The sequence below is a fragment of the Streptomyces sp. NPDC050121 genome (assembly GCF_044460385.1).
GTDB lineage: Bacteria > Actinomycetota > Actinomycetes > Streptomycetales > Streptomycetaceae > Streptomyces > Streptomyces soliscabiei.
The window spans coordinates 16,396-28,094 of sequence record NZ_JBITJV010000025.1 but is presented as its reverse complement, the minus strand read 5'-3'; the positions used below and the strand labels follow the sequence as shown (position 1 = coordinate 28,094).

Annotated in this window: 9 protein-coding genes; all 9 read right to left on the bottom strand. The window is 72.6% G+C overall.

Going from position 1 to position 11,699, the window contains the following annotated elements; translation table 11 throughout:
- Window positions 1–72 precede the first annotated feature (72 nt).
- Window positions 73–1,998 (bottom strand): PQQ-binding-like beta-propeller repeat protein, encoded by a 1,926-nt coding sequence (locus tag ACIBTS_RS31660; RefSeq protein ID WP_399323888.1) that lies wholly within the window; start codon window positions 1,996–1,998, stop codon window positions 73–75.
- A 191-nt stretch (window positions 1,999–2,189) separates the two neighbouring features.
- Window positions 2,190–3,998 carry an ABC-F family ATP-binding cassette domain-containing protein gene (locus ACIBTS_RS31655; RefSeq protein WP_399323886.1) on the bottom strand — a complete coding sequence of 603 codons (1,809 nt, stop codon included), beginning with the start codon at window positions 3,996–3,998 and terminating at the stop codon, window positions 2,190–2,192.
- Between the two features lie 338 nt (window positions 3,999–4,336).
- Entirely contained in the window at window positions 4,337–5,605 is a 1,269-nt protein-coding gene (locus ACIBTS_RS31650; protein WP_399323885.1) for a hypothetical protein, read from the bottom strand.
- A gap of 129 nt (window positions 5,606–5,734) precedes the next feature.
- Entirely contained in the window at window positions 5,735–6,640 is a 906-nt protein-coding gene (locus ACIBTS_RS31645; RefSeq protein WP_399323884.1) for a 4-(cytidine 5'-diphospho)-2-C-methyl-D-erythritol kinase, read from the bottom strand.
- Entirely contained in the window at window positions 6,637–7,548 is a 912-nt protein-coding gene (gene rsmA / locus ACIBTS_RS31640; RefSeq protein ID WP_399323883.1) for a 16S rRNA (adenine(1518)-N(6)/adenine(1519)-N(6))-dimethyltransferase RsmA, read from the bottom strand. The genes ACIBTS_RS31645 and rsmA overlap by 4 nt, the downstream gene beginning before the upstream one ends.
- 44 nt (window positions 7,549–7,592) lie before the next feature.
- Window positions 7,593–9,050 (bottom strand): ubiquitin-like domain-containing protein, encoded by a 1,458-nt coding sequence (locus tag ACIBTS_RS31635; RefSeq protein ID WP_399323882.1) that lies wholly within the window; start codon window positions 9,048–9,050, stop codon window positions 7,593–7,595.
- 115 nt (window positions 9,051–9,165) lie between these two features.
- On the bottom strand, window positions 9,166–10,059 hold the full coding sequence (locus tag ACIBTS_RS31630) for a TatD family hydrolase (RefSeq protein WP_399323880.1): 894 nt from the start codon (window positions 10,057–10,059) through the stop codon (window positions 9,166–9,168).
- Between the two features lie 61 nt (window positions 10,060–10,120).
- On the bottom strand, window positions 10,121–10,549 hold the full coding sequence (locus tag ACIBTS_RS31625) for a hypothetical protein (protein ID WP_399323878.1): 429 nt from the start codon (window positions 10,547–10,549) through the stop codon (window positions 10,121–10,123).
- Between the two features lie 277 nt (window positions 10,550–10,826).
- Window positions 10,827–11,678, bottom strand: coding sequence for a 16S rRNA (cytidine(1402)-2'-O)-methyltransferase (gene rsmI / locus ACIBTS_RS31620; protein WP_399324044.1), 852 nt, complete (start codon window positions 11,676–11,678; stop codon window positions 10,827–10,829).
- Between the last annotated feature and the right edge of the window lie 21 nt (window positions 11,679–11,699).

The following is an 11,699-nucleotide window of genomic DNA, read 5'->3' as shown; positions in this document are numbered from 1 at the left end:
TACCTCGGAAGAGCGACGGACGACGGACGACGGACGGAGGGCTACAGAGCGTCGAGAAGGTGGCAGGCCGCCTCACTTGCCGTAGGCGAGCATCAGCTTCTCCTTGTCGTCGTCGTTGCCCGTCAGCCGGGTCGAGGAGAGGTAGAAGCGTCCGTCGACCCAGTCGACGTCGCGCGAGTAGAAGCCGTCCTCGATCTTGGCCGTGCTCTGGGGCAGCTGCATCAGCGTCTTCGGCGGGTGGGCGGAGCCGGCCGTCGGAATGCCCACCACCCGGCCGGCCGTGTCGTACGACGGCTCGACGTACGCGACGAGGTTGCCGCCCTCGACCTTCACCGGCACCATCGCCTCGTCGGTCGGGGACTTCACGCGCCACTTCTCCTTGCCGGTGGAGAGGTCGATCGCCACGATCGCGTTGGGGCCGCTCTTCGCCTCGGTCGGCAGGTACAGCGTGCCCGCGTCGGCGGCCGTGCCCCCACAGCCGGTCAGGTCGCGCTGCAGGAACCCTGAACCGCACTCGGGGGCGAAGTCCTCGTCGAAGCCGATCTGCGACCGGTAGGTGCCGTTCGGCTTGAACGTCGCGATGTTCCAGGTCTTCTTGGCCTCGTTGGTGCTGTAGACGACCAACGGGTCCACGGAGTACGTCTTCGAGACCGTCCAGCCCTTGCCGAACTTCTGGGTCCACTTGACCTTGCCGGTCGCCGGGTCCAGTTCCTGGATCTCGTCGTGCTCGTTCGCCTCGGTCGCGTCGCAGGACGCCACCGCGAACAGCTTGGCGCCGCCCGCGAACGCCGACGGGAAGCACGCGTCGCCGTACTTCTGCTTGTCGTACAGCTTCTTGCCGGTGCGCACGTCGTACGCCGTCCCGGACTGCGAGCGGCCCACCATCAGGGTGTTGCCCGTGAGCGACAGCTCGATGTCGATCGCGCTGTCGAACAGCGCGCCGTCCGCGACGACCCCGGTCCAGCCCTTGGCGCCGGTCCTGAGGTCGATCTGCTGGAGCTGGTTGCACTTGGCTCGGTCGCTGGTGCCGCTCATGTAGGCGACGACGACCTTGTCGTCCGCCGTCTTCTGCGGGGTGACCGCGCAGATCTTCTGCGGGAAGCCGATGGTGGCCCAGGTCGGCCTGCCGTCGCCGACGTTGTACGCGACGACCTCCTTGTACGCCGCTTTCACGGCCGCCTTGGAGGTGATCCACATGCCGGGGGCGTCGGCGCCGGAGGCAGGCGCGTCGGGCGCCTCCTTGTACCAGAGCACCTTCGCCTCGCCGGCCTTGCGGTCGGCGTTGAAGTCCTCGGTGTCCGCGCCGCCGTCGCCGCTGCCGTCACCGGGGTTGACCGGGCTGCCGCTGGACGTCGCCGTGGCCTTGTCGTCGTCGCTCGGCCCGGCGACCGGCTTCTTGTCGCCCTTGTCGTCGCCGCTCGTGACCGCGAACACCAGCCCGCCGATCACCAGCAGCGCCGCCACCGCGGCCCCGACGACCAGCGCGGGCCGCCCCTTGAAGGGGTTACGGCCGCCCGGCGGGGTGCCCGGGGCACCGGGAGCGCCGGGCGCGCCCGGGAACTGGGGCGGCTGGGCCGGGTAGCCGTAGCCGGGCTGCTGACCGTAGGGGCCGCTCGGCTGGCCGTACGGGCCCTGCTGCTGACCGTACGGGCCGGGCTGCTGGCCGTAGGCGCCGGGCTGCTGCCCGTAGGGGCCGGGCTGGCCGTAAGGCCCTGCCTGGCCCGGCTGCCCGGCCTGGCCCGGCTGCTGCGGGTAGCCGTAGCCGGGCTGCGCCGGCTGCTGGACAGGCGGGCCCGGGGGCGTCTGGGGCGCTTGGGGTGGCTGGGGCGGCATCTGGGGTGCGCCGAAGCCGCCTTGCTGCGACTGTTGGTGCGGCTGCGGCGACTGCTGGTGCGGCTGCGGCGGCTGTTGGTGCGGCTGCGGCGGCTGTTGGTGCGGCTGGTCCTGCGGTGCTCCGAAACCACCCTGCTGCGGCGGCTGATTGGGCGGCTGAGCCATCAGCGTGTTCCCCCTATGTCACTGATTTTTAGCCACGCCCCCAGGTCAGTGACCCACCCGGAGCCGTCTTCAGAAAGTTCTCAGACGGCTCTTTCTATCACCCGTGTCCGACAGCTCCCGGGGCCGATCCACCCCTGTTCCCAAGGGAGGACCGGCCTGTGATGCCGTCGTTATGCGCCTTCACGCACCCTTCACGCGTCCTCGGCGAGTTCCAGCCACCGCAGCTCCAGTTCCTCGCGCTCGCCGGCCAACTCGCGCAGCTCGGCGTCGAGTTTGGCGACCTTCTCGAAGTCGGTGGCGTTGTCGGCGATCTGGGTGTGCAGCCGGGCCTCCTTCTCGGTGACCTTGTCCAACTGCCGCTCGATCTTCTGGAGTTCCTTCTTGGCGGCGCGCTGGTCGGCGGCGCTCTTCTCCGTCGCGGGCTTCTGCGCGACCGCGGGGGCGGAAGCGGCGGCCGCGGCCTCCTCCATGCGCAGCCTGCGCTCGATGTACTCGTCGATGCCGCGCGGGAGCATCCGCAGGGTGGTGTCACCGAGGAGCGCGAAGACGCGGTCCGTCGTGCGCTCGACGAAGAAGCGGTCGTGGGAGATGACGATCATCGAGCCGGGCCAGCCGTCGAGGAGGTCCTCCAGCTGGGTGAGGGTCTCGATGTCGAGGTCGTTGGTGGGCTCGTCGAGGAAGAGGACGTTGGGCTCGTCCATGAGGAGGCGCAGGATCTGCAGGCGGCGGCGCTCACCGCCGGACAGGTCGCCGACCGGCGTCCACTGCTTGTCCTTGTTGAAGCCGAACGTCTCGCACAGCTGGCCGGCGGTCATCTCGCGGCCCTTGCCGAGGTCGACGCGCTCGCGCACCTGCTGGACGGCCTCCAGGACGCGCAGGGCGGGGTCGAGTTCGGCGACCTCCTGGGAGAGGTAGGCGAGCTTGACCGTCCTGCCGACGACGACCTTGCCGGCCGCGGGCTGCTCCTCGCCCTCGCTGCGCGCGGCGTCGGCCAGGGCGCGCAGCAGGGACGTCTTGCCGGCGCCGTTCACGCCGACCAGGCCGATGCGGTCGCCGGGGCCGAGGTGCCAGGTGATGTGCTTGAGCAGCACCTTGGGGCCGGCCTGGACGGTGACGTCCTCGAGGTCGAAGACCGTCCTGCCGAGCCGGGACGACGCGAACTTCATCAGCTCGCTGCTGTCGCGGGGCGGCGGCACGTCCTTGATCAGCTCGTTGGCGGCCTCGACGCGGAAGCGCGGCTTGGACGTCCGCGCGGGGGCGCCGCGGCGCAGCCAGGCCAGCTCCTTGCGGACCAGGTTCTGCCGCTTGGTCTCCTCCGTCGCGGCGATGCGCTCACGCTCCGCGCGCGCGAAGACGTAGTCGGAGTAGCCGCCCTCGTACTCGTGGACGGCGCCGCGCTGGACGTCCCACATGCGGGTGCAGACCTGGTCGAGGAACCAGCGGTCGTGGGTGACGCAGACGAGCGCGGAGCGACGCTCGCGCAGGTGCCGGGCGAGCCAGGAGATGCCCTCGACGTCGAGGTGGTTCGTCGGCTCGTCGAGCACGATGAGGTCCTGCTCCTCGATGAGGAGCTTCGCGAGTGCGATACGGCGGCGCTCGCCACCGGAGAGCGGGCCGATGACGGTGTCCAGGCCCTGCGGGAAGCCGGGCAGGTCGAGCCCGCCGAAGAGGCCGGTCAGCACGTCGCGGATCTTGGCGTTGCCCGCCCACTCGTGGTCGGCGAGGTCGCGGATGACCTCGTGGCGGACGGTCGCTGTGGGGTCCAGGGAGTCGTGCTGTGTGAGCACGCCCATGCGCAGCCCGCCGGAGTGCGTGACCCGCCCGGTGTCGGCCTCCTCCAGCCTGGCGAGCATCCGGATCAGCGTGGTCTTGCCGTCGCCGTTACGGCCGACGACACCGATCCGGTCCCCTTCGGACACGCCGAGCGAGATGCCGTCAAGGAGCGCACGGGTCCCGTACACCTTGCTGACGTTCTCGACATTGACCAGATTGACGGCCATTTCTCTCCTGCCCGGGGGGATCGATCGACCCTCCAGGGTAGTCCGGACGGGCGCATCGCCTGTCCGGCGTTCACTGACAGGGACCGGTCACGGCGGTTCGGCTCGTCCGGGTGACGTACACGCCGGAGGCGGGCGGGGCCGGAGTGGGGTGTGCGGGGGCGGCCCGCGGTGTCCGGCAGGGCGCGCGTGATCGCGTGCGCGCCGCTCAAGAACGGCGCGTGCGCGAGCCGCTCACGCCGCCTGGGTCCCGGCGGGCCGCCGGGCAGCTCACGCCGGACGGCGGCCGGGTGCACGCACGGGCGGGCGACTTTTCGCGCACGCCCGGCTCTCACGCCGGTCTATACGTCGTGACCCTTCTCGTACGCCCACATCGCCCGCACCAGGTTTGCGTCCGGCCATCCGTCGGGATCGAGGGGAAGCAGCCGCCGCTCGGCCTCCGCACAGCGCGGATCACCGCGCTTCGCGAGCCCGTAGGCGGCGTGCACCCGGGTCTCCCGCAGTTCGTCGTCGAGGAGTGCGGCCAGTACGTCGGTGATGCCGGGCGCCTCCGCGCGGCAGTACGCCAGCCAGTACGCCGCCCGCTCGCGGACCCCGGCGTCGGGATCGCGGCTGAGCGTGTACAGGGCGTCGAGCTTCTCCGCCGGGACGCGCTCGGCTGCCCTCCTCAGGGTTTCGGGCACCTCCAGGCGCACCCGCGGATCGGGATGCCCGACGTACGACAGGCCGACGGCGTCGATCTCGTCGCCCCGGGCGCCGTCCACGCCGTCCCCGTCGGCCTCGCTCAGCCCGGACAGCACCACGGCGAGCACCTCCGGGTCCCGTTCCTGCACGGCCCAGGGGAGGAACACCTCGGTCGCGGGCTTGTCGACGACGGTTCCCGGCCGCGCGAAGAGACCGCCGAGCCCGATGACGAGGCACCGCAGCACGTCCGCGGCGAAGAGACGGCGGAGCTGGTCGGGGTGGTCGCGCAGCGCCTCGGCCGCGGTCCAGGTCTCGTCGTCCTGACGGGTGGCCAGGTGGACGACGACGTCGGTCCAGACGGCGTGGTCCCGGTCCGGGCGGGTGAGCGCCCGCGCGAGGAGCTCGTCGAACGGCGTGCGGATGCGGAAGCGTTCCTCCAGGGCGGTGAGGACGCCGAGGTGGCCGTCCCACACGGTCTGGCCGGCGAGCGTGTACCGCTCGTGGTGGCAGCTCCAGCCGTCGACCCGCACTGTTCGCCGCTCGACCGGGCCGGCCGCTCCCGTCCTGCGGCGCAGCTCGGCCTCGAGGTCCGCGTCGGCCCAGTGCCGGGCGCGGGCCAGGAGAGCGGCGCGGGCGTCGGCGTCGAGGCGTACGGGCTCGGGGAGCAGCCTGGTGGTCATCCAGGAGCAGCCGCTGTCCACGGCCCGGGTCAGCGGGGTGTCGCCGCCGGGGAGGCCGGGGTCGCCGCCGGGCACACCGTCCAGTGGGCGCAGGGGGTCGGCGCCGGCGTTGAGCAGCTCCTCGGCGAGGTGCTCGTCGTATGCGGCGACGGCGAGGCAGAGCGGTGGGACTGCGTCGGTCGGGTCGGCGCCGTTGGCATCCGCCCCGCCGCCCGACAACTCCCGTCCACCCCGGTGACCGCCCATGGGTGCTCCGCCCCCAGACCCCCGACCTATGCCCACCCCTCCCCCATGCTGCCCCACGCTCGGCTGCGCTCGCGCGGGGGACCCCCGTCCCGACTCTCCTGGGAAGAGAGGAACCCGAAAAGCCGCCGGTTATCGCCGGCGCTCGACAACCGTCGCCCCCGGTGCCGGTCCCGACGCCACTCGGACGCTTTTGCAGGTGCCCGAGGTTCGTAGTTTCTCTGCGATTTCTGCTGCCGAGGCGGCGTCGCGGGCCAGGTGGGCCGTGGTGGGGCCCGAGCCCGAGACCAGGGTGGCGAGGGCGCCTGCCGTGCGGCCCGCGGCGAGGGTGTCCGCAAGCTCGGGGAAGAGGGACAGCGCGGCGGGCTGGAGGTCGTTGGAGAGGGTGGCCGCGAGCGCGTCGGGGTCGCCCTTCGCGAGGGCGGCCAGGAGGTCGCGTGAAGCGAGCGGTTCCGGAACGCTCTGGCCCTCCGCCAGGCGGTCGAACTCGCGGAACACCGCCGGGGTCGACAGCCCCCGCTCGGCCATCGCGAACACCCAGTGGAACGTGCCGCCGACCTCCAGGGCCGTCAGCTTCTCGCCCCGTCCGGTGCCCAGTGCCGCCCCGCCGACCAGGCTGAAGGGCACGTCGCTGCCCAACTCGGCGCAGATGTCGAGGAGTTCGTCACGGGAGGCGCCCGTGCCCCACAGCGCGTCGCAGGCCAGCAGCGCGCCCGCGCCGTCCGCGCTGCCGCCCGCCATGCCCCCGGCGACGGGGATGTCCTTGGCGATGTGGAGGTGCACGTCGGGGTCACGGCCGTACCGCTCGGCGAGAGCGATCGCCGCCTTCGCCGCGAGGTTGGTGCGGTCCAGGGGGACCCGGTCCGCGTCCGGGCCCTCGCAGGTGACGCTCAGCGTGTCGGCCGGGGTCACCGTGACCTCGTCGTACAGGCCGACCGCCAGGAAGACGTTGGCCAGGTCGTGGAAGCCGTCCGCCCGGGCCGCGCCCACCGCGAGCCGCACGTTGACCTTGGCCGGCACCCGCACCGTGACACTCACTTCTGCCCCGACTCCTTGTTCTCGCCCTTGATCCCGTTCTCGTGCTCGCCCTTGTTCTCGGCGATCCTCGCGAACTCCTCGACCGTGATGGCCTCTCCGCGCGCCTGGGGCGAGACGCCGGCCGCGACGAGGGCCGCCTCCGCCTGCGCCGCGGAGCCCGCCCATCCGGCGAGCGCGGCCCGCAGGGTCTTGCGGCGCTGGGCGAACGCCGCGTCGACGACGGCGAAGACCTCGCGGCGCGACGCCGTCGTCCTGATCGGCTCGCTGCGGCGCACGAGGGAGACCAGTCCGCTGTCGACGTTCGGCGCGGGCCAGAACACGTTGCGGCCGATGGCGCCGGCCCGCTTGACCTCGGCGTACCAGTTGGCCTTGACGGAGGGAACGCCGTACACCTTCGAACCGGGGCCGGCGGCGAGCCGGTCGGCGACCTCCGACTGGACCATGACGAGGGTGCGCTCGATGCTCGGGAACATCTCCAGCATGTGCAGCAGCACGGGCACGGCCACGTTGTACGGCAGGTTCGCGACCAGCGCGGTCGGGGCGGGGCCGGGCAGCTCGGTCACCTGCATCGCGTCGGAGTGCACGAGCGCGAAGCGGTCCGCGCGCTCCGGCATGCGTGCCGCGATCGTCGCGGGGAGAGCGCCGGCCAGGACGTCGTCGATCTCGACGGCCGTGACCCGGTCGGCGGCCTCCAGCAGGGCGAGGGTGAGGGAGCCGAGGCCCGGGCCGACCTCGACGACGACGTCGTCGGGCCGGACCCCCGCGGTGCGGACGATGCGGCGGACCGTGTTCGCGTCGATCACGAAGTTCTGGCCGCGCTGTTTGGTGGGACGCACGCCGAGGACCGCCGCCAGCTCACGGATGTCGGCGGGGCCCAGAAGGGCGTCGGGGGTGGGGCTGGTACTCACGCGACAAGGGTACGGGGACGCACTGACACCCCCGCCGCCGCACCTCAGCCGTGCAGTCGTCTCCCGCAGTGCGGCCAGGGGCTCGCCCCACGGCGCACGTACAGCTTCTTCGCGCGGAAGGTCTGTTCCGCCGCCGGGGCGTCCTGGGGTCGTCCGCTGCCGCCGAGGCTGTGCCAGGTGCGGGTGTCGAACTGGTACAGCCCGCCGTAGTTGCCCGAGGGGTCGACGGCGCCCGGCCGGCCGCCCGACTCGCAGGCCGCGAGGCTCTGCCAGTTCAGGCCGTCGGCGCCCCGCACGGACGGCGGCAGCGGCTTCGTCCCGACCTTCACCACCTGCTCGCGGGGCTCGCGCACGATCTCGCTGCGGATCCGCCTGGGCTTCTGCTTCACGCCGTTGACGAGGCGCAGGGAGTACGTGTCGCGCCGCAGTCCGGGCTGTCCGGCCTGGTCCACGACCTCCGTGCCGGTGAACAGCGAGGGGTCGTCGGTGCGGCGCACGGCGAACGGGAGCGCCTCCTCGCGCACCTCCTTGGCGCCGGTGATCCGCAGCACGGTGACGGTCTGCCCGTCGCGCGGGAAGCTGTCGGGCGCGACGGACGTGGTGTCCTGGCCGCGCAGAACGATCCCGGCGGCCTCGACCGCCTCGCGCACGGTCGCCGCGTTGGTGCGGATGGTGCGGGCCCGGCCGTCGGCCATGACGGTGACGGCGCGCTCGGTGCGCACGTCCAGCGCGAGTCCCGCGCGGCCGATGCGCTGGGCGCGCGAGACGGACATGTACGCGCCCTCCGCACGCACCCCGAGCTGTTGGAGCGCCTCCTCAACCGTCTGCGCCGTCGTCCACAGGTCGTGCCGCTGTCCGTCCAGGGTGAGGCGGAGGGGGCGGCCGTAGCGGACGGCGATCTCGTCGCCGTCGGTGAGCTCGGCGCCGGGGGCGGGCGCCACCCGGTCGTGCGCCCCTACCTGCACGCCCTCCTCCGCGAGGAGTTCGCCCACGTCGTCGGCGAAGGTGTGCAGGGTGCGGGGCTTGCCGTCGACGGTCAGCTCGACCGCCTTGTCCTCGGCGACGAAGGCGGTGGTGCCGCCGGCCAGGAACGCGACGACGAGGGCCTGCGGGAGCAGGCGGCGCATCGTGGATTCCGGGCGCTCGGCGGAGCGCGTCCTGCGCCGGCGCCCGGCCCGCCCCGCTCTCTGCCGCGGAAACGGCGGCTCGGTCGCGAACTGGACCGACGCCGGCAGCACGAGGGTCTCGGGAGGCGGGGGCGGCGCCTCGTAAGCCTCATGCGCCCCGTGGGCATGGTCCCCGTACGCCTCGTAGGTCTCGTACGCCTCGTAGGTCTTGTACGCCTCGTAGGTCTCGTACGCCTCGTATGCGGGCCGGTAGGTGTCGTCGTACGTTCCGGGGGCCGCGTACACGCCGTACGCGATCGTCTCCGCGTTGTGCAGGCCGACGCACGATCCGCCACCGCCGTAGGGGTCGTACTCGAGGTGCTGCGAGTTGCTCACGCCGACACTCCAGGGGGGTGGGGTCCGGATCGGGCCCCCAGAACCTAGCGGAGCGACCGTCACTCTCCAAAGCGACCCGGCTACTGAGAGTTGTGTTCGACGTCTCGGGAGGCGTTCAGTAACCGAACGCGCGTGCCGTGTTGGCGGCGAGGGCGGCGGCCAGGGCGTCCTCGCCGATGTCCCGTACGGCGGCCATGGCACGCACCGTGACGGGGATGAGGTACGGCGCGTTGGGACGGCCCCGGTAGGGCGCCGGGGTCAGGAACGGGGCGTCGGTCTCCACCAGGAGCAGGTCCAACGGGGCCACGGCGACGGCGTCCCGCAACTGCTGGGCGTTCTTGAAGGTGACGTTCCCGGCGAAGGACATGAAGTACCCGGCGCGGGCGCAGATCGCGGCCATCTCGGCGTCGCCGGAGTAGCAGTGGAAGACGGTGCGCTCGGGGGCGCCCTCCTCCTTCAGGACCCGCAGGACGTCGGCGTGGGCGTCGCGGTCGTGGATGACCAGGGCCTTGCCGTGCCGCTTGGCGATCTCGATATGGGCGCGGAAGGAGTTCTCCTGCGCTTCCTTGCCCTCGGGGCCGGTGCGGAAGTAGTCGAGTCCCGTCTCTCCGACGCCCTTGACGTGCGCGAGCGCCGCCAGGCGGTCGATCTCGGCGAGCGCCTCGTCGAGCGCCCCGGAGCCGCCCGGCTCGCGCGCGCCCTGCCGGGACCAGCCTCCCCCAGGGTCGCCGTGCACGATGCGCGGCGCCTCGTTCGGGTGCAGGGCGACGGCGGCGTGGACGCTGTCGTACGCCGCCGCCGTCTCGGCCGCCCACCGGGAGCCCCGTACGTCGCAGCCGACCTGGACGACGGTCGTCACACCGACCGACGCGGCTTTCGCGAGGGCCTCCTCCACCGTGCCCGACTGCATGTCGAGGTGGGTGTGGGAGTCGGCGACCGGTACCCCGAGGGGGGCCGGAAGCGGCGGCGCGGCGCTCTTGTCGGCGTTCTTGCCGGCGTTCGAAGACATGCCCCGATCCTACGGAAGGGCCACGCCCTGCCCTGCTGGCCGGCCTCGCCGGCCGGGCTTGCTAGCCGGCCTTGCGGAAGGGGTGCAGGAGATCGGACAGGTGCCAGTGGTGGTGCTCCTCGGGCCGTTCCCCGGCCCGCTGCCGCCCGGCTTCCTCCTCTGCGGCCGTCACCGGCGCCTCGACCGGTCCAGCCGGGGGCGACGTGCGCTGACGCGCCGCACTGAGCACCGACGAGACCTGTCCCGCCGCCATGATGCGCACGACGTGCCCGTCGCAGTTCTGGCACGCGGGGCGGCTCAGCGGGGACGGCACGACCTGGCCGTTCGCCACGTAGAGGACGAACTCGTGGCCGTCGGCGTCGGTGTGGTGCTCTATCTCGTACGACTGTTCCCAGCCGTGCCCGCAGCGCATGCAGGCGAAGGAGTACGACTCGTTGACGACGGCGCTCGCGCCGCCCCTCAGGCCGGTCTGCCCTGTGATCTCACTCATGCCAGCTCCTGCTGTCCGCTGGACAAGCGCTCCCGGCGCGGGCGTTCCCCCCGGAACGCCCTTGGGAGCGAGGGACGGGTGCGTCCCTGTCACCAGTGGACGCCTCGACCGGACCGAATGCATCAGGCCTGTGCACTGTTGGAGTCGATTTGGACTTTCCTTGCCAAAGCGGCCTCACTGACGGGGGTGGGCTTTGCATTCGGCGACTGCCCTTTGCCCGCACATGGGGCGCACGCTCAGACGACATGCACCCTGCTCAGAGGGGGTGTGAGCCCCTTCACAGGGCCCCTGCGCCCCCCGCGTTCTTCGCCGCCACGACGGCGTCGAACACCTCCCGCTTGGGCAGATTGGCCTCCGCCGCCACCGCCGCGATGGCCTCCTTGCGGCGCTCGCCGGCCTCCTCGCGCACCCGCACCCGCCGCACCAGTTCCGCCGCGTCGAGCTCCTGCGGCCCGCGCTCGGGCGCGCCGGTGACGACGACGGTGATCTCGCCGCGCACACCCTCGGCCGCCCACTCCGCCAGCTCGCCCAGCGGGCCGCGCCTGACCTCCTCGTACGTCTTGGTCAGCTCACGGCACACGGCCGCCCGCCGGTCGGCGCCGAAGACCTCGGCCATCGCCGCGAGGGTGTCGTCGAGCCGGTGCGGGGCCTCGAAGTAGACGAGCGTGCGGCGCTCCGACGCGACCTCCCGCAGCCGCGACAGCCGCTCCCCCGCCTTCCTCGGCAGGAATCCCTCGAAGCAGAACCGGTCGACGGGCAGCCCGGACAGGGCCAGCGCGGTGAGCACCGCGGACGGGCCGGGGACGGCGGTGACCCGGATGTCCCGCTCGACGGCCGCGGCGACCAGCCGGTAGCCGGGGTCGGAGACCGAGGGCATCCCGGCGTCGGTGACGAGCAGCACGCGCGCGCCGCCCGCGAGGTCCTCGACCAGTTCGGGCGTACGGGCGGACTCGTTGCCCTCGAAGTAGGACACGATGCGCCCCTTGGGCGTCACCCCGAGCGCCTGCGTCAGCCGCCGCAGCCGCCGGGTGTCCTCGGCGGCGATGACATCGGCGCCGGCCAGCTCGGCGGCGAGCCGGGGCGGGGCGTCGGAGACGTCGCCGATGGGCGTACCGGCGAGCACGAGGATTCCGGGCGTGGTCGCGGAGGG

Excerpts from the sequence above, each read along its gene's own strand:
- ACIBTS_RS31660 (WP_399323888.1), bottom strand. The coding sequence starts at position 1,998 with ATGGCTCAGCCGCCCAATCAGCCGCCGCAGCAGGGTGGTTTCGGAGCA.
- ACIBTS_RS31655 (WP_399323886.1), bottom strand. The coding sequence starts at position 3,998 with ATGGCCGTCAATCTGGTCAATGTCGAGAACGTCAGCAAGGTGTACGGG.
- ACIBTS_RS31650 (WP_399323885.1), bottom strand. The coding sequence starts at position 5,605 with ATGGGCGGTCACCGGGGTGGACGGGAGTTGTCGGGCGGCGGGGCGGAT.
- ACIBTS_RS31630 (WP_399323880.1), bottom strand. The coding sequence starts at position 10,059 with ATGTCTTCGAACGCCGGCAAGAACGCCGACAAGAGCGCCGCGCCGCCG.
- ACIBTS_RS31625 (WP_399323878.1), bottom strand. The coding sequence starts at position 10,549 with ATGAGTGAGATCACAGGGCAGACCGGCCTGAGGGGCGGCGCGAGCGCC.